The sequence below is a fragment of the Ruthenibacterium sp. genome (assembly GCF_017421385.1).
Lineage (GTDB): Bacteria > Bacillota > Clostridia > Oscillospirales > Ruminococcaceae > Ruthenibacterium > Ruthenibacterium lactatiformans.
Genome location: NZ_JAFOIN010000070.1, coordinates 27926 through 46391 on the forward strand (window position 1 = coordinate 27926; position 18466 = coordinate 46391).

14 protein-coding genes are annotated in these 18466 nt (G+C 60.2%); 3 read left to right on the forward strand and 11 right to left on the reverse strand.

The genetic code is table 11. The features are described 5' to 3' along the window. Positions 1 to 104 precede the first annotated feature (104 nt). Complete coding sequence (typA, locus tag IIY41_RS07300) at positions 105 to 1937, forward strand: translational GTPase TypA (protein ID WP_009325549.1); 1833 nt, start codon at positions 105 to 107, stop codon at positions 1935 to 1937. A 97-nt stretch (positions 1938 to 2034) separates the two neighbouring features. Here typA and IIY41_RS07305 read toward each other — a convergent pair whose 3' ends face one another. The 4 genes from IIY41_RS07305 to IIY41_RS07320 form a co-directional block, all read right to left on the reverse strand. Further along, positions 2035 to 2514 (reverse strand): hypothetical protein, encoded by a 480-nt coding sequence (locus IIY41_RS07305; RefSeq protein WP_256290949.1) that lies wholly within the window; start codon positions 2512 to 2514, stop codon positions 2035 to 2037. 161 nt (positions 2515 to 2675) lie between these two features. Then, entirely contained in the window at positions 2676 to 3368 is a 693-nt protein-coding gene (locus IIY41_RS07310) for an accessory gene regulator B family protein (protein WP_287400199.1), read from the reverse strand. Continuing rightward, positions 3365 to 4723: a sensor histidine kinase gene (locus tag IIY41_RS07315; RefSeq protein WP_082432011.1), complete on the reverse strand. Its 1359-nt coding sequence runs from the start codon at positions 4721 to 4723 to the stop codon at positions 3365 to 3367. Before IIY41_RS07315 ends, IIY41_RS07310 begins: the two co-directional genes overlap by 4 nt. Continuing rightward, positions 4720 to 5424, reverse strand: a complete 705-nt coding sequence (locus IIY41_RS07320; protein WP_009325545.1) for a LytR/AlgR family response regulator transcription factor — start codon at positions 5422 to 5424, stop codon at positions 4720 to 4722. The genes IIY41_RS07315 and IIY41_RS07320 overlap by 4 nt, the downstream gene beginning before the upstream one ends. A 150-nt stretch (positions 5425 to 5574) precedes the next feature. Here IIY41_RS07320 and IIY41_RS07325 point away from each other — a divergent pair, with 150 nt between their 5' ends. Beyond that, positions 5575 to 5706 carry a cyclic lactone autoinducer peptide gene (locus tag IIY41_RS07325; protein WP_009325544.1) on the forward strand — a complete coding sequence of 44 codons (132 nt, stop codon included), beginning with the start codon at positions 5575 to 5577 and terminating at the stop codon, positions 5704 to 5706. 187 nt (positions 5707 to 5893) lie between these two features. Here IIY41_RS07325 and IIY41_RS07330 read toward each other — a convergent pair whose 3' ends face one another. Further along, positions 5894 to 6433 (reverse strand): hypothetical protein, encoded by a 540-nt coding sequence (locus IIY41_RS07330; protein WP_009325543.1) that lies wholly within the window; start codon positions 6431 to 6433, stop codon positions 5894 to 5896. A gap of 246 nt (positions 6434 to 6679) precedes the next feature. Here IIY41_RS07330 and IIY41_RS07335 point away from each other — a divergent pair, with 246 nt between their 5' ends. Continuing rightward, the gene (locus IIY41_RS07335) at positions 6680 to 7468 is read left to right on the forward strand and encodes a putative ABC transporter permease (protein ID WP_009325542.1); all 789 of its coding nucleotides are present in this window, start codon (positions 6680 to 6682) and stop codon (positions 7466 to 7468) included. A 303-nt stretch (positions 7469 to 7771) separates the two neighbouring features. Here the strand turns inward: IIY41_RS07335 and IIY41_RS07340 are convergent, their stop codons facing one another. The 6 genes from IIY41_RS07340 to rbr form a co-directional block, all read right to left on the reverse strand. Beyond that, on the reverse strand, positions 7772 to 9205 hold the full coding sequence (locus IIY41_RS07340; RefSeq protein ID WP_287400204.1) for a sensor histidine kinase: 1434 nt from the start codon (positions 9203 to 9205) through the stop codon (positions 7772 to 7774). After that, positions 9184 to 9855, reverse strand: coding sequence for a response regulator transcription factor (locus IIY41_RS07345; protein WP_055081162.1), 672 nt, complete (start codon positions 9853 to 9855; stop codon positions 9184 to 9186). Before IIY41_RS07345 ends, IIY41_RS07340 begins: the two co-directional genes overlap by 22 nt. Before the next feature lie 23 nt (positions 9856 to 9878). Beyond that, a complete protein-coding gene (locus tag IIY41_RS07350; RefSeq protein WP_287400207.1) occupies positions 9879 to 10742 on the reverse strand; it encodes a TraX family protein in 864 nt (287 codons plus the stop codon). Positions 10743 to 10819: 77 nt separating this feature from the next. Further along, positions 10820 to 14332, reverse strand: coding sequence for a UvrD-helicase domain-containing protein (locus IIY41_RS07355; protein ID WP_287400209.1), 3513 nt, complete (start codon positions 14330 to 14332; stop codon positions 10820 to 10822). Continuing rightward, positions 14329 to 17628: a PD-(D/E)XK nuclease family protein gene (locus IIY41_RS07360; RefSeq protein ID WP_287400212.1), complete on the reverse strand. Its 3300-nt coding sequence runs from the start codon at positions 17626 to 17628 to the stop codon at positions 14329 to 14331. Before IIY41_RS07360 ends, IIY41_RS07355 begins: the two co-directional genes overlap by 4 nt. Before the next feature lie 264 nt (positions 17629 to 17892). After that, complete coding sequence (gene rbr / locus IIY41_RS07365; protein ID WP_009324580.1) at positions 17893 to 18432, reverse strand: rubrerythrin; 540 nt, start codon at positions 18430 to 18432, stop codon at positions 17893 to 17895. Positions 18433 to 18466 lie beyond the last annotated feature (34 nt).

The window sequence follows — 18466 nt, forward strand, 5'->3', positions numbered from 1 at the left end:
AGCCGCCTGAAACCGCCAAATTTCTTGACATCCCCTTGTACATATTATAAAATGTTATGTCTGACAAAATCAATACACATATAAAAAAGAGGAACGGAACGTTTATGGAACAGAAAAATATTCGCAACATCGCGATCATTGCCCACGTCGACCACGGCAAAACGACGCTCGTGGACCAGATGCTCAAGCAGAGCGGAGCGTTCCGCGAAAACCAGCAGGTTGCCGAGCGCGTAATGGACTCCGGCGACATCGAGCGCGAGCGCGGCATCACCATCCTTGCCAAAAACGCCTGTACCTATTATGACGGCGTGAAAATCAATATCGTGGACACCCCGGGCCACGCCGATTTCGGCGGCGAAGTGGAACGCGTTTTGAAGATGGTCAACGGCGTGCTCCTTTTGGTGGACGCCGCCGAGGGCTGCATGCCCCAGACACGCTTTGTGCTGCAGAAAGCCCTGCAGCAAAATCTTTCCCTTGTCATCGCCGTGAACAAGATCGACCGTCCCGATGCGCGCATCAAGGAAGTCATCGACGAGATCCTTCTGCTCCTGATGGACCTTGGCGCCACGGACGAGCAGCTGGACAGCCCGATGGTATTCTGCTCCGGCCGTGCGGGCACGGCAAGCTACAGCCCCGATGTTGAGGGCCAGAATCTGGAGCCGCTGTTTAAGACGATCCTCGATTATGTCAAGCCGCCCGAGGGCAACCCCTCCGCGCCTCTTGCGATGCTGTGCTCCTCGGTCGACTACAACGATTTTGTAGGCCGTATCGGCATCGGGCGTGTGGAGAACGGCTCCATCCGTGTGGGCCAGGAGGTGTCCGTATGCGACTGGCATGACAAAGATCTCTCCAAAAAAGGGCGCATCACCGCGCTGTACAGCTTTGAGGCCAATGGCCGCACTCCCATTGAATCCGCCGACGCAGGCGATATCGTCGCGTTCAGCGGCCTGACGGACATCAACATCGGCAATACCCTGTGCGACACGCAGATGGTCGAACCCCTGCCCTTCGTCAAGATCAACGACCCGACGGTCGAAATGACCTTTGCCGTCAACGACAGCCCATTTGCGGGTAAAGAGGGCAAATTTGTCACCAGCCGCCAGATTCGTGACCGCCTGCATAAGGAACTGCTCAAGGATGTGGCGCTGCAGGTGGAGGATTCTCCCACCAGCGAGTCTTTCCGCGTGATGGGCCGCGGCGAGATGCATCTTTCCATCCTGATCGAGACGATGCGGCGCGAGGGCTACGAGCTGCAGGTGTCCCCGCCCAAAGTGCTGCTGCACGAGGTGGACGGCAAAACGATGGAACCCATGGAGCATGTCGTTATCGACGTCCCCACTGAATACCAGGGCAGTGTGATGCAAAAGCTGGGCAGCCGTAAGGGCGAGCTTGTCCAGATGGCGCCTCTGGGCTCCACGCGCATGCGCGTGGAATTCCGCATCCCCTCCCGCGGCCTGTTCGGATACCGCAGTGAGTTTCTCACCGACACACACGGCGAAGGCATCCTGAACACCATTTTCGATGGATATGACGAATGGCGCGGAGACCTTCCTGCCCGCAGCACCGGCAGCCTGATCAGCTATGAAACCGGTGTGGCCGTGGCCTACGGTCTGTTCAATGCGCAGCAGCGCGGTACGCTGATCGTGGACCCGGGCGACAAGGTCTACGAGGGCATGGTCGTTGGGTACAGCCCTGCCGGCGAGGACATCACCGTCAATGTATGTAAAACCAAGCATCTCTCTAATACCCGCGCCTCCGGCAGCGACGACGCGCTGCGCCTGGTGCCTGTGTCCAAATTCAGTTTGGAAGAAAGTCTGGAATTTCTGAAGCCGGACGAACTTCTTGAGGTCACACCAAGCAGCATCCGTATCCGCAAACGTATTTTGAACCACGACCTGCGCATGAAAGCCACCAAGGGCGGCAAAAATATCGGCTGAGCAAAAAACGCATAGATTCTGACCAAAACAGCGCCGGAACAGTTCCGGCGCTGTTTTTTTGGAGCACAGTACGCGCCTATTTGCTCAGGGTTCCCGCCTATTGGAGCGCGGAGAGCGAACGCCTCCATTGCTGATCCGCCAGGCCTGCGTCTTTCAGTTCGATGCGCTCGTCGATAAAATCCCACCGGTCCTGCGGGGAAACGAACTGAAGAAGCAGCCAGCGGGTAACGCACCAGCGCGGCAGATCCGTATCGCACCTGTAATACGGCCCGGTCTGCTCGGGATGACGCACCGCCCATTCTGTGGACGGGTTGTCCGTTTCTCTTTTGTCCAAAGCCACGGTATTGGCATTGACATCCACCTCGAACACCACCAGCTTCTGCGTGCCGTTGTGCAGGCGTTCGTTCAGATAGGCCCGGGCGGCAAATTCCGCCGCCTCGATGGGACGTGCAGCCAGCGACACAAAGCCCGGCTCCGTATTGCGGTAAACCGCCCGGTTTCCGTTGGTCCGATAGATCCATCCCTCCGCAACAATCGATTTCGCCCGGGAATATGTCGTTCCATGGTACAATATCACGCTGTTTCCATCTCCGTTCTTTCACGCAGCCTTTCATTGCCCGGCCGAAACGCCCAAGCGCTTTGCAGCAAAAGCTGCTTCGAGCCGTTTTCGCGGCTGGCGGGCGGCCTGAATTCTTTTCCGGCTGTTTTGTCTATCCAAAGATACCCCACTCTCCCATTTCATTTCAATCGTTTCTGCGTGAAAATGCTCTGAAGCGGCGTGAAATCGCTGTCGAAACCGGAAGAAAAAACGGCCGTGAGCAACGCTCCCGGCCGTTCTCTTATTTTATTCTTTTCATTTCGGCCGGCATGTATCCCAGCCAGCATCGTAAGGGCCACAACGGGCACGCTCGCCACAGCAGCAGCCGCACCGCGGCGCAAAGCCGGGCTATACAGCCACATGCTCAGCAGAGCGGCACCCAGAACCACCGCACACACCACGGCCGTACGCAGCCGCAGCTTTCGCCGCAGTTCCCGTGTGTCCTCTTCATCCGGCATGACGCAAGGGGCCTTGCACCAAAGCGCCAGGCATCCCGCCGCCCACGCTGCAAACAGCAGTGCAGCGCTCTTTGCGGCAACGGCCGCAAGCAACAGCCCCGCGCCCCATACGGCAATACTGGACAGCGCACAGGAAAAAGGCGTTTTCGCATGCCATCCGCCTACTGTTTTCCGCAGCACCGTATAGACGGCAAGAAACACTGCGGACAATGGCAGTACGCCGAAAGCCCAAGAGACCGCCAGCACCACACCGTAGCTCAAAAGATTGGAAAGTATGGTCTGGATGCCGTATACCTGTACCTCCAACTCATCTTCGGTGATCACGCCCTTCTCCAGCAGGACCCCCGCAAACCAGTCAGCAAATCTGTCAATCATACCAGCGCCTCTTTCGCGCTCTCCCATACAAACACCTGCTCCACCGGAGCGGCCGCGTCTATGGGCAGCAGCAAATCGACCACGAACCGCCCGGGCTGTGCCAAACGCAGGGAGTATACACCATCGTACTTCTGCACGGTTTTCTTAATCTGCCCCACGCCAAGGCCGTGGCCCGGCAGGTGTTTGGTGCTTTCATGGCTTTCCGCCTGCTCCTCGCGGCCCGGTGCAACGGGATTTTCCATATGGATACTGCAAAAGAAATCGGATGGGCGCACCGTCAGCCGAATAAACCGTTCCGAATGGTTCTCCAGATACATATTCGCCTCAAAAGCATTGTCCCAAAGGTTGCCCAGCAGTGTGCACAGGTCCACTGGATCGGTCTTCATTTTCGGCACCTCAAGGCGTAGGGATACACGAATGCCGTTTTCTCTTGCGGCAGGAAGTTTCGCGTTCAGAATGGAGTCCACAGCCAGATTCCCGGAGTTCACCATCGTCGAGCTCTCATTTGTTTTATTACGCAGCGCTTCAATATAGCCCAGTGCTTCATCGCCTCTGCCTGTCTGAATCATCTGTCCGATGACGGAAAGGTGATTGAAGAAATCATGCCGCCAACCCATCAGGGTCTTGTGCGTATCCAGCAGATTTTGATACTGCGTATCCTCCAGGCCCTTGAGCTTCAGCTCGGCTTCCTGCCGCGCCGCCATTGCCGTGTAGCGGGAAATCGAGACCGTCTGCCACAGGCACAGGATATTCACCAGAAACAACAGAACCGCCACCAGCAGGAACAGGCCGTCGTTCACTCCCGGCACCATAAAATTCGGTTCCAAAAGCAGCATAATAACGCCGCTCACCGCTGGGATGAACACAGACAGCATCCAATTCCGCCAGGAAAGCGTGAGACGGAACGCCTTGCGTGTGACAAGCACCACGGCTGTGGCAATGAGCAGCCTCGTGGCAAGCGTATTGACCATGAAGAATGCCGACTGTTCCGAAAAATAAGTATACGGGTCGATCGTCGGAAAAAACATCAAAAGCGCGCTGCTGTATATGAAGTCGATTGAAAAAAAGAGTACCGAGCAAAATGCGGGCCAGAACAGGCGCATCATCACCGTTCCCCGAAAGAGCAAAAGCGAAAACGCGGCGTAGACGCACGTCATCACACCAAGGCCTATCATCCCGGAGAGCCAGCAATTACAGGCGAACAGCACCGCCGCCAGCACGGGAAGGAACAGATAATAATACTTGGGCTGCCGGAGACGTGTCCGCATCATTTTCCGGAAAAGATACAGGATCAAAAAGCAGTCGAACACATCCACTAAATACTGCCATGTATTCCACAGGATATTCTCCATCATTGCCCTCCTCTCAGAGCAATCAGAGCGTCCTTGACGCTTTGAAAATAGGTCGTGCTTACCAGAATCTCCCTGCCGTCAACAAGTGTGATGCTATTCCGCCGCAGGCCCTTCACCGCATGAAGGTTGACGATATAGCCGCGGTGACACTTTTTAAAATCCTCTGCCGGCAGGAGTTTTTCCATCTGCGCAAATGTGAGCGCATAGCTTTGCGTTTTATCGTATGTATAAACGATGCTGCTGTGGTTGCTTGCCTCCACATACAGTATTTCTGTGAGGAAGTATCTGTCCTGCTGGGAAATACCGCGCTGCAGCACGATGCTCCTGCGCTCTTTGAGACGGCAATTCCTGGCGATATAATCCATTGCAGCGTCGATGCGTTCCTGCTCCACGGGCTTGATGATATAGTCCTGTGCGTGCACTGTATAGCCCTTGAGCGAAAGCTCCGGATGGTTCGTAACAAACACGATATCCGCCGAACAGCCCGCACCGCGCAGCTCCTGCGCAAAAGCGAATCCGTCCTTCCCGGGCAGTTCCACATCCAGAAAAACGGCATCGTATGTACGCAAATCCGCCGGCCCCACTTCCGCCACGCACTGCACAGCCGTGATGCTGACGCCTCCATGCCGGCTTCCCCAGCTTTGAACCTGCCGCCGCAGTCTTTCCAATTCATAATAATTATCTTCCGCAATGAACACCTGCATTGAGCCCTCTCCTACCAAAAATGATGATTTCGCGCGTTTCAGACCGGGGTTCGCGCAGATTCCCTTGCGCCCGCAGCAGATTTGCGGTATACATTTCCTTATGGGATTCCCCCGCAAACCATTCACCCAATCAAAAACAGGAGGTACATCATGAAAAAATGTGAAAAGGGATTCTTCAAAGCATGCTCCAAATTCATCGGCAAAGCCGCCAAGATCGGCGCCAATGACCGTTGCTATGGCCTGCATTATCAGCCCAAGAAGCCGGCCGCTCTGAAAAAATAATCCGGTCACCCAGTCCAAAGCAGTGCAGGCATCTTGTCTGCACTGCTTTTTTGCTGTCCTCCCGTTATGGAAAAACAGCAGCAACCGTTCCTATCTCCTGTCCGCGCCCTATCATTTTACCCTGATTTCCAGATTTCGGCAACATATTCCCAAAAGCCGTAGAAACAAGCACAAATAGCGTGGGACGTTAACCGATATGCAAAACGCGAAACGGCCCGTCATTTTCCAGCCCTTCACCAGCCTGGCTCAACGTAGGGTAGAAGTTTCCATTTTCCCCCAGGCTGCCGGAGCTCCAGCGCACAGTGCAGCCTGGACGGTACGCCCCACCCTGTGCATCCACAAATGTGTATGAAGAATGGGTTTCTATGACTTTGCCGGATGTTCCGTCCGAGTGTTCCGTCCTGACAACAAGCCACACTTTCGCATCTGCTGCCGGCGCTTCATCAGACGGAAAAGTCTCCCGCAAAAACGGCCCCAAATCGAATGTCCAAACAACCTCCCTACGCATCTTTGAGCCGTCGGATGCAGTTTCTTGTGTACGGGATATCCACACGGCTTCCTCGTCCCACAGGACCCAATTCCACGCCTCGCCGCTCAGCGGGTCCAAAGCAGTTACCCTCGCCACTGGCCGTGTGCACTCGTGTCCGGCTGCATGCACCGAAAACGGTGCGGGCAAAAAAGCCAGTACAATTACAAGCCCCAGCAGAGCCAAGCCTGTCCTTTTCATATCGAACCTCCCTGTTTGCACCTCGCAGCGCAAAACACGCATACCGCCGCTCTTCCTGAAAAAATCATAGTCTTGCCCGGGCCGGGACACAAGTCTCCCCGCGTGAAAGCCCCAAGCAGAAGCGTGAAAACAGGTAATTGTGTTTCTCCGCCGGATGTCTTTTCCTTTTGCGCATAAACATTTCTTCGACAAAATAAGAATACTGTGATATACTGCTTTTATTGCGTAAAAGAGGAGGAACCGACCGTGACAACACAAGAACGATTTGCTCGCCGCCGCAAAAAGCTGGAAGAAAAGCTGACCCGGCTGGATCTTCAGGAGGCGCGCACGCTCCAACGGGAACAGGCGCACGACGAACAGATCGCGCGCGACCTGGCCGGGGTTCCCGGCCATTTTGCCCACGGCCTTAATTTTTATAAGCTGTTCTGGGTGTTTTTTCTTTGCTGTTTCCTGGGAGTGGTCATCGAGACTATTTTTTGCTGGATCGCCTCCGGCAGGCTTTCACAGCGCACCGGCCTCGTGTGGGGGCCTTTCAATCTGATCTACGGCATCGGCGCGGTGCTGCTCACCGTCTGCCTGCATCCGTTCATCGGAAAAAGCGACCGCTGGATCTTCATCGGCGGTTCCATCATCGGAGGCGCCTTCGAGTATTTCTGCAGCTGGCTGCAGGAAACCGTGCTGGGCACCGTGAGTTGGGACTATACCGGGTATCCTTTCAACCTGAACGGACGCATCAATCTGCTGTATTGCCTGTTCTGGGGCGCACTGGCGCTGGTATGGGTGAAAGAGGTATTTCCACGGCTGAACGGCTTTATCGAACGGCGCGTTTCCAAAACCTACGGTGTCGTCATCAGTTGGGTGCTCATCGCATTTATGCTTGCGAACTCTCTTGTAAGCGGCGCGGCGGTGCTGCGCCAGAGCCAGCGTTATGAAGGCGTCCCCGCAACGCACGCCTGGCAGCAGGTGCTGGACGACCGTTTCCCCGACAGCCGCCTCGCTAAGATCTATCCCAGTATGGTGCGCGTGGAAGAATAAAAGACACGACTGCCGCACCCCTCAAAAAGCCAAAAGAGCGCCGTGCTTTCGCAAAAGCACGGCGCTCTTTCAGCTTGACGAAAAAGCAGCGCTTTTTCGTCAAGCTGCCTACGAACAGGGCCTGCGGCCCCGTTCGCCGCGCACGGCGCGGAGTTATTTTAAATGAAAAAGGGGTTCACCACCCCTTTTTCAAGCTTTTTCCCCGGACGTTTCTTTTACCTCTTTGCCTTTTTCGACAGTCTGAGCCTCCCGCCCTGCCATACGCAGGGCGGGAGGCTTCTTTTGCTGTACACAGGGTCTGCGTCATCCCCACACGGGAAATGAAAGCTCGGCCACCGCTCCGCCGCCGACCGCATTGCGAAGCGCCAGCGCGCCGCCGTGACGCCTGGCGACATCGGCGGCAAACGTCAGGCCCAGACCCATATGGCCGTCCTGCGGGCGGCTTTTTTCGCCTGTGTACAGCGGCTGCATGCCTTTGGCAAGCGCCTCGGGCGTAAAGCCCGGCCCCGTGTCCTGTACGGTGAACACCGCACGGCCCGCGCCGTCCGGGGCGCGCCTCACATGGCTTTCCAGCGTTACTGCCCCGCCCCGCGGCGTGTAGCGCGCGGCATTCTCCACAAGATTCACCAACGCACGCAGCAGCTCCGCCCGGCGCATGGGCAGCATGGACGTTCCATCCGTCAGCAGGCGAAATACACAGCCCCGCGCCCGGCAGAGAGCCTGGCCCTGGGCTTGTATCTCAGCCAGGAACTCCGGCAGGGAGACCCGCTCCGTCTCCTGCGGAGCGGCATGCTCCTGCGCGCCGTCCGACGCAGCGGGCTCCGGGTTTTTTACCGTATCCGCACTGTCCGCACCCGCAGCCAGCGCCCTCAGCGAGGCAATGTATTCCCCCGCGTAGCGCGTATTGCGCAAAATGGCATCCACATTCGCGCGCTGGGCGTCGCTTAGCGCGTCCTCGGCCAGCAGTTCGGCGTTGCCGCCGATGATCGTGAGCGGCGTTTTCAGGTCATGCGCCAGCGCGGCCATCTGCTCTGCCCGCTGCTGCTCCATACGCCACTGGGCCTGCAAAGAACCGGAAAGGTTCTCCTTCAGCGTGCGCATGGCGTCCATTGCACCGTCCAACTCCCGCACGCCCGCCGAGGAAAAATCTCCGCCCTCCAGCTGCCCCTCCGCAATGCGTGCGCTGGCGGCGGCCAGCTTATCCGCTGCACGGCGCAGCCTGCGCGTGTAATGCCGTGTGATAAGCGTTACCGTTGTCACCAGCACCACGGCGAGCAGCACCAGGCTGGCAAGCTCAAAATCCGGAAGAACGCCGCGCAGGGCCTCGTTGCCGTAAAGCACGCTGTAATCGAACTGAAACAGGCACAGCGACCCATCGCTGAAATCCACACGCTGGTAAAACCACGCCCCTCCCTCCAACGTCCGCCGGGCCTCCTTCGCGTCCGCCAGCCGACGGCCGGAAAGGTTCGTCTCCAGCACTGTGCCGTCCGGGGCGAAATAAACATAATTGCACAGTTCGTCTGCCAGCGATGCGTCAAAGCTGCCTTGCAGGCGCATTGCGGCCGCCGCGTCCGAGGCATGGTCACTCTGCGTGCGAGCGGGCAGCACAAAACCCGCGTTCATCAGCAGCATGAGCGTTATCCACCATGCCGCCGCCAGTGCTGCTGCCGAAACGCCTGTCAATATCAAATAGCGCCACAGCAGCGCACCCAGGCTCACATTTCTTCGTTTTTCCATTTGTACCCGATCCCCCACACCGTTTCGATCGGCGCGCCGCCCGCCGCTTTCAATTTAGCGCGGATGTTTTTCACATGCTCGGTGACGGCGGAATCGTCCGCACAGCCGTCATAGCCGAATACCGCCTCGTAGATCTGTTCCTTGCTGAACACCTGTCCCGCGTGAGTGGCCAGATATTCACAGATGGCGTATTCGCTTTTCGTCAGCGGCAGCGCCGCATCGCCGTAGTACAGCGTTTTGGAAGCCAGGTCGAAATCAAACGCACCGCGCCGCACGCGGCGGGTGGGTACGCGCGCCTCCCGCCGCAGATGCGCCGCCACACGGGCGCGCAGCTCCGCCACGCGAAATGGCTTCGTCAGGTAATCGTCGCCGCCAAGGCCCAGTCCGCGCAGAACGTCCGTTTCCTCCGCTCTTGCGGTAAGGAACAGGATAGGGCACCCTGCCAGGGCGCGAATGCGCGCGCAGGTGGCAAAGCCGTCCTCGCCGGGCATCATCACATCCAGCAGGATGCAGTGCGCCCAGGCGCAGTGCTCCGGCGTCACCTGCGCTCCGCATGCCAACGCCGTTACGGCATGCCCGTCCCGCTCCAATGCGCCGCGCACAAGCGCGCGCATGTCCGCATCGTCGTCTACCACCAGAATGTGTGCCACAGTCTCGCCACCATTTCAATCAGTCATTGCATCCATAAATACAAAAGCCACGAAAGCCCGTACAAAACATAGACGTGCGCGGGATAGAACACATAAAAGAAATACTTGCCGCCGCGCCCGGAGGCGCCGCGCTGCCCATTGTACAGCAGCATGAACACAGCTGAAAACGCGCCCATCCACTCGAACGCCTGATTAAAGATAAAATCCCACGTCGCACCGGGGTAAAGCACCGCCGTGCTTCCGTACACCAGAAGGTAAAATGCGGCGAAAGCCAGCGCCTCCAGCTTCGTGCTTTTCAGCCGGCACAAATACATCAGAAGGCCGCACAGGATAAACAGCGTGCCGCCGTCCATGATCATGGTGTGCATGGGCAGCGCCGTAAAGCCCAGCAGCGTCAGCCAACCTTCCGCCTGCGGGAACATCGGATATATCACCATCAGCATGAAAAACGGCCAGGCGAAAGGCAGCACCAATGCGGCCAGCCCGCGCAGCCACCGCTTTTGCCGCAGCCAGTCCACACCCTGCAGCATGGGCAGCAGAACGGCAAAGGTCGCCAGCATCTGGTTCATCGGATAAAAGCCGTCGGGACGCCTGCAGAAATCGAACAGAATGCAGCAGAACTGCACTGCTCCCATGCCCACGGAAACAAGGTAAATGCGCAGAAAGTAGCGCCGTCTGTCATGGGTGTGGATGAAGCCCTCGATCAGGCAGAACAGAAACAGCCCGGCAGAAAGCCGCCCCAGCTGCGAAAACAAAAGCGGTACCGCGCCTGTGAACTCGAAAAAATAATGGATATGGTCCAGCACCATGAGCACCAGCGCGATCCATTTCAGCTGCGCAGTGGTAAGGCCACGGCGCAGCCCCGTTTTTTGCATTGTGTTTTCCAAACAGATACACTCCTCTTTTTTGTTGCTGGAACGAGTATATCCGCCGTTTCTAAGGAATTTATAAGGGCGCGCAAAAATCATTCGCCGCGAGCCGCCTCCAGCGGGACCGGTATTTCCCTCCCCAGACTGAAGGAATAGATGGTGCACCGCTCCACGCGCACGCCCAAACGTTTTTCCACAGCTGCCCGGTACAGCAGAAGCTGCTTTGCATACGCCTGCAAAAGCTGCTCCGGCGTTTTGCCACGGTCCGTTTTATAATCCGCGATCTCCGCCGTATCCCCATTCACCAGCACCGCGTCCGCAATGCCCTGCACCAGCACAGGCTGGTGCGCGAACGGTTCGGGCAGCGTATCGTCCACGAACTTCGCGGGCACCGCCGTAATAAAATCGTACTCGCGCAGCAGCTTCTTAGCCTCGCGCATGCGTGCCGCCAACGGGCTTTGCAGGAATGCGGCCATGCGCGGCAGCTCCAGCTGCCCTGCCAGCGCTGCGTCCAGCCAGCCGCCCTCCACAAGGCGCGCCACCTCGCCGGACAGGTCGTTTGCCGCAGCGGCAAGGTCCGCGAACTGCAGCGCCGCATGCAGCGCCGTGCCGCGTTCCGCCGCTGTCAGCCCCTCTTTGTAAAGGAACGCCGGGCGCGCCAGAACCGGGGCCGCGCCCTCATGGACAAGGCCTGAAACACTCAGCTTTGCGGGCAGCGTGCACAACGGCGCATTTTCATACCGTGCGCCGAAATTCTGCAAAAGCTGTTCCAGCAGCGCTGCGTCCGGCCGGGCTGTGCGCACAAAGGCAGACGGCTCATCCGCCGCCTGCCCGGCGGGCTGCGCGGGCACTACGCGCGCGCGCATATGCCCCCGCGCCGCATAGACAGGCAGCAATGCGCCGCCCGCGTATTTGCGCAGCTCTTCGCAGTCCGGGTGCAGCAGCGCGGCCGTACACAGCCATTCGCTGAACGAAAGCGCCTGTGACAGCGTGTACGGCTCCGCTCCGCCCGTGCCCGCCAGCGTGGTTGCCAGCGCTGAAAGTGTTTTTTCCGGGTTTTGCAGCGGCGCCGTAACAATGAGCTTGTCCCGGGCGCGGGTGAGCGCTACATACAGGATGCGCATTTCTTCGCTGACGGCCTCGCTGCGCTGCGCCATACGCACCGCGCGGTGGGGCACAGTGGAATACAGCCCGCCGTCGCCGTCCGCACGCAGGTTCATGCCCAGCCCCAGCGACGGGTGGAACAGCACCGGGTTGGAGGTATCGCGCAGATTGAACCGCCGGGCTGTGTCCGCCAGGATGACCACCGGAAATTCCAGCCCCTTGGAGCGGTGGATGGTCATAATGGAAACCGCCCCCTCCGGCAGCACCGGCGTGCCGCCGCTTTGCACAGCGCCGCTTTCCACCGCGCTGTCCACCACCCGCAGGAACGCGGCCAGCCCTCCCGCGCCGCCCCGGTCCACACCGGCGGCCCAGGCCGTAAACGCCCGCAGCGTCTCCCGCCGGGCGGGGCCGTTTTCCATCGCGCCCACAGCCGCGAAGTAATGCGTGCGGGCGAATATCTCGCCGCACAGCTCCTCCACGGACGCGGTGGCGGCCAGCCGCCGCAGCGCCCGCAGCGTTTCCAGAAAAGCCTGTGCCTTTGGCTCTTCGCTTTTCAGCAGCGCCGCGTACAGGCTGCCGCGCGGGGCCAGCAGGCGCAGACGCGTCAAATCGTCCGGCGTGAATGAAAACATCACCGATACCAGCGCCGCGGCCAGATGTACGTCCTGTCCGGGGTTGTCGATGACCCGCAGCAGAGAAAGCACGGGAGAGACCTCCGTGGACGTAAGAGGGCTCTCGCCCGTGTCTGCAAAGGACGGAATGCCCCTCCGCGCGAACTCCGCCGCATAAAGGCCGAACCGCGCACGGCTGCGCAGCAGCACGCAGATATCACCGTAGCCGCACCGCCGCGTGCCGCCGCCCTTTTCGCGCACGGCAAAGCCTTCCTTCACCAGGCGCTCCACCGCATCCGCCACCGCGCCCGCGTCTCCCAGGGCGGTGTCGCCGCCGCTCATGTCCACAATATCCAGCTCCATGGGGCCGCCGTCGTATCCGTCGTCCGCGCCGCGCACCAGCATTTCGTCCCCGTTGTAGTCCACGTCGCCCACTGTGCGGCTCATCACACAGGCAAACACATCATTGATCTGGTCGATGATATTGCCCGCGCTGCGGAAGTTGTGGCCCAGGGTGACGGTGGCCGGGTGAGGGCCGCCGGGCGTATAAGGCGCAAAACCGCCGCGCTTGCCGATGAATATCTCCGGGCTGGCCAGACGGAAGCGGTAAATGCTCTGCTTCACGTCGCCCACAAAAAACAGGTTGGAGCCGTCGTCGTTGGCGAGGCACTGATACAAAAGCGCCTGCAGGGCATTGGTATCCTGATATTCGTCCACAAGCACCGCGTCGAACCCGCGGGACACCGTGCGGGCCACAGCCGTTTTTTCGCCGTTTTCACCGCACAGCAGCTCCAGTGCCAAATGCTCAAAATCGCTGTACTCCAATGCCTTTTCCGCCAGCTTATCTTCGTACAGCCGCGCTCCGAAGGCCTTTGCTCCACGGGCCAGAGCCGCAGCCATAGGCGCAATGCGGGCACGGTCTTCTTCAAATTCGGCCTCCGTGCACAGGAATACATCTTTTTTCAAACGCTCCGCAGCGTCCTTGGCGGCGGCGCGCAGCGCCTTCACCGCATTCATTCCCGGGCTTTGATATCCGCGCACAGCCTTGAACGCGGGCGGCTTGTATTCGGCCGTATAAACAGCCGCACTGTCCCACCGGCCCGCGCCGATGTATTCCAGCAGCGCCGCGAAAAACGCCGCGTCGCTGTCCAGCGCCGGTGCATAATTGGCAAGCTCCGGCTCCTGCGCGACGATGCCCTTCGCCGCATCCAGCAGGCGCAGTGCGCTGCGCGCGGCCCGCCCGGCGTTTTCCAGCAATGTACGGCCCCATGCCGTTTGGCCCAACGGCTGTCCGCTTTCGTAGGCTGCGCAGATGCTTTGCAGCGCCGCTGCGGGATGGGGCAGCGTGCGGGAAAAATCATACAGCCCCAACACCGCGGCAGCGGCGCTGGCGTCGCTGCGGGCGCGGCCGTACAGTGAGGCAAACGCGCAGAAATCCGCGTCCTCATAAAGCTCCTCCAGCACGGCGGAAAGCGCGTTCTGGCGCAGCGTATAGGCCTTTGCGTCATCCGCCAGCTCAAAATCCGGCGGCAGGCCCAGCTCCGCGAAATAGCGCTTGAGCAGCTGCATGCAGAATGCGTCGATGGTACAAATGTTGGCGCGCCCCAGCAGCAGCCGCTGACGGCGCAGGTACGCACTCTCGGGGTGCGCGGCCGCCTCGGCCGCAAGCCGTACCGCGATGCGCCCGCGCAGCTCTTCGGCCGCAGCGCGGGTGAAGGTGACGATCAGCAGCCTGTCGGCCGCGACCGGATGTGCCGCATCGGTGATCAGCCGCACCGCGCGCTCCACCAGCACCGCTGTTTTGCCGCTGCCTGCCGCCGCCGAGACCAGAAGCGTACCGCCCCGGTCCTCGATGGCGGCGCGCTGGGCCGGCGTCCATTTCGGCGCGCTCATATATTTCCCTCCCCCTGTGCTTTGCACGCGTCCGCACGCGTTTCAAACACATCCTTCGGCGCCTGCACGCTTGTTTCGCCCCGCCCGTCCTCGTGCAGGCAGACGGGACGGTAATCGCATACGTCGCAGGGACAGTAGGCCGCCGTGCGAAGGGGCACCGCGTCTATTTCACCCGCGTACAGGCCCCGGGCCATCTCCACCACCAGCGCGTCCAGATGCTTTTCAATATTGCCCAGCTTTTCCAGGCTTGCCAGCTTGGCGCTGGCGCGGGGCGCGCCGTCCTTTCCAAAGGCGAACGGTACGAACATGCCCGTGGCGTCCCGGTCCATGCCGCGCACCACCAGTTCGTCGTTGAGCACCAGCCCGTCCACCTTGTACACCGGGGCCGCCGCTGCCTCGGCACGGGAGCCGGTTTTCAGCACAGGGTCCCCGGCCAGATACAGCACGCCCGCGGCCACGGGGTTTTTGTATACCTGCGCCGCGTTGCTGCGCAGCGTGAACAGATACAGCAGCATCTGCGTGTTCAGGCCGCAATACACCTCGTCCAGATTAAATGCTTTGTTTCCCGTTTTGTAATCCACCACGCGCAGATAGGTCCTGCCCTCCCGCTCCATTACGTCCACACGGTCTATCTTGCCCTGCACCTGCACGGTACGGCCGTCCGGCGTGCGCAGCGTCAGCGGAGGAACCGCGCCCTCCCCTGTTCCGATCTCCTGCTCAAAGGCGGCCGGGTGGAACAGGCTTTGGGCCTGCTCCGCCTGAAGATATGCCAACAAACGCGTTACGCCGCGCTTCAGCCGTTCCACCAGATAGGCAAAGCGCCGCCCTGCGGCGGGCATGTTTTCGGCCACGTATTGGTCGGCCACCTCGCCGGCCAGCCGGGCCAGCTCCTCCGGCGCAAGACGCGGGAACTCCGCGCCCGCGCGGCGCATCACGTGCTCCAGGATATAATGCACCAGGCTGCCGCTCTCCAGCGGAGAAAGCTCCGCGCGTCTGCGCGGACGAATGCGCAGGACATACTGCAGAAAGTAAGAAAACCGGCAGCGGTAATATTGTTCCACACGCGTGGGTGAAAGCGTGAGCCTGTCGCCCAAAAGCGCCCCCAGAGGGCGCGTCTCCCGCGCGAAAAAGTGCGCGGGCCGTGCGGCGCGCTCCATGGCGGCCAGGCTCTCCGCCATCGTGTCCTGGCGGCGCAGAGCGGCCTCCAGCGCCGCGGTCTGAGGCGTATCCTCCCGGTAGGCAGCTCCCAACAAGTCCAGGGCGGCGGCCGGTGTGGGTGCGCGCTGGGCTTCGTCCAGTACGTCTGCCGGAGGAGCCAGTGCCTCCACCAGCGGCTCCATCGCCGCGCTCAACGGCGCGCCGCCCGCCTCGGGAGGGACAAAGCTGACATACAGCGCCTGCGCCGGCGCCGTCAAAGCGCGGTAAAAGAACATCTGTTCCAGCAGCGTGCGGTTTTCATAGCTGCCGGGCATCTCCACGCCGCCCTGCACCAGCAGATCCCTGTCCGCGTGGGAGAGCAGGCCGCTCGCGCCCAGCAGCTTTGGAAACTTGCCCTCGCTCACACCCAGCACAAAGCATACGTCCGGGCTGTCCAGACGCATGCGGTCCGCAGTGGTCACGATGACCGCGTCCTGCGTTTCGGGAACATGGCCCAGGTCCGCTTCGTGCAGCAGCAGCGCGAACAGCTCGGCGTATTCCGCTGCCGTCACCTCGTCCCCGCCCAAAAGCTGCTCCATCTGGCCCAGCAGATCCATCATGTTTTCCCAAGTGGCGTACAGTGCGCGGGCGCGCAGCGGGTCGCCCGCCTGCTCAAACGCGGCGGCCGCCTGTGCGGTGTGCTCCGCGCCGCTGAAAGCATCCAGCAGCAGATACAGCTGCTTGGAGATGCCCGCTGCCGTCTGTCCCCGCGCCGCGTCCAGAAAGCGTTCCACACGGGGCACAACTTCCGCGCGCAGAGCCTCCGCCCGGGCCAGAGCCGCCCTGTCCTCATCCGTCATCTGCGCGCCGAAGCCCGCCGGATTCTTTTCAAAAGGGGCGCGCCAGTCGGCCGCTTTCAGCTGCCAGGTGTAAGCGTAATTTTCCAAAACCGCGATTTCCTCAGGCGCAAACCCGCACAAGTCGGTTTTGAGCAGGCGCAGGAGCGCCTCGGTGGAAAGCCCTTTCGACAGCAGCGACAGCGCCGCCGTAAAAAAAGCGGCCGGCGCAGTGTGCTCGGGGCTGGTGGTCTCGTCTGTGAAATAGGGGATGCCTGCCAGAGCAAATTCATATTGCAGGGGCGCGGCGTATGCGTCCATCTCGCGGCAGATGACCGCAACGCCGCCGTAGCGCAGCCCCCGTTCGCGCACAAGCGCGGCGATGCGGCAGGCTACGGCCTTGCACTCGGCGTAAACACCTGCGGCAGGCGTGACAAAAAAGCCCGCGTGCTCCGGCGCTTCCGGCGCGCCGAAAGCCAGGCATTGGTTGACCGCCGCAAGGCCCGGGGCGTTCTTGTGGCGAAAATCCTCCTGCATCACATGCGGCGCGGCGATCTCCACGCTCTGCTTGCCTGCAATGCGCCGTAGATTCTGCGCCGTTTTTTTCACCGGACTGAACAAGCCAAGGCCCGCTTCGTTGTCCGAAAGGCCGTCGCAGCACAGCGTGACAGTGCATTCCTCAGCCTCCACCAGCTTTTCCAGCATGCGGTATTCCGGTGCAGTAAAGCCGTCGAAATTGTCGATAAAAACGGCTTTGTCCGCCAAAAACGCCGGGTCCAGCCGGAGCGCGGCGGCGGAAATACGGTCCGCCGGGTCCATGGCGGAGCCGGCGATCAACGCCTCATAGGCGGCGAAAATCAATCCCAGCTCGTGCAGCTTGCCGCCGTCCTCGCCCGCGGTGCGGGCCACGTCCAGCAGCGTCTCGGGGCTTGCGCCCGCCGTTTTCAGCTCTTTGATGGCGTCCGCGCACATGCTGCAAAAGCCCGTGCTGCGCCGGTGACGGCGGTAGGCCTGCAGCTCGTCGCCCAGCGTATCCATAGCACGGCGCACCGCAACGGCCCGGGCCGCGTCCGTCAGCGTTTTCACCGCCGCGCCGCCAAAGGTCTTGAGCACCAGCTCAGCAAAGCTGGTAAAGCTGTATACCTCCGCACAGGCGCTGAACGCATCGCCCAAAGAGCGGTACACCATCGTCTCGGCAGAGGAAGAAAACTGTTCCGGCACCAGCAGGATGCTGCGCCGCCGCGCGGCGGCGCGCACCTTCATCTCGGCCAGCACACGGCCTGTTTTGCCCGTGCCTGAAATACCCAATATCAGCCGCAGCACAAAGCTCCGCCCCCTTCTGCAGCAAGCGCTGCCATTGTTTGCTAATCCACAATAAAAAATAGTTACAGGCTATTTTGGGGGCCGTCTCCCGCCCCCGGAGCCATCCACACAAAACAGCCTTCGGCAGTCTTTTATAGTATACCGCATTTGGCCGGCCAAAAAAAGGGCATGCAGGCATTTGGCGGAATGGTACAGAAAAGCGGCGGCAGGAAAAATCCTGCCGCCGCCTGCGGGATATGTGGGCTTTTGAAGCCGCTGTAAGGCTTAGTAGTTCTCGGCCTTGAGCTGGAAATATGCCTTCGGATGCGCGCAGACGGGGCACACCTCGGGAGCATTCTTGCCGATGACGATATGGCCGCAGTTGGAGCACTGCCAGACCATGTCGCCGTCGCGGGAGAACACAAGGCCGCCCTCAACATTCGCCAGCAGCTTGCGGTAGCGGTTTTCGTGCTCACGCTCGATCTTTCCCACTTCTTCAAACAGGAAAGCCAGGTGGTCAAAGCCCTCTTCCTTGGCGTCCTTCGCCATCTGGGCATACATATCGGTCCACTCGTAATTCTCGCCCTCGGCGGCGTCCAGCAGGTTGTCGGCCGTGCCGGGAATGGCGTCACCGTGCAGCGCCTTGAACCACAGCTCGGCGTGCTCCTTCTCATTGGCAGCGGTCTCTTCAAAGATCTTTGCAATCTGAACATAACCGTCTTTGCGCGCCTTGGATGCATAGAACGTGTACTTGTTGCGGGCCTGGCTCTCACCGGCAAACGCGGTCCACAGATTTTTTTCGGTTTTTGTTCCTTTCAGTTCCATCTTATTACGCTCCTTCTTCTATCATGTGATTTTT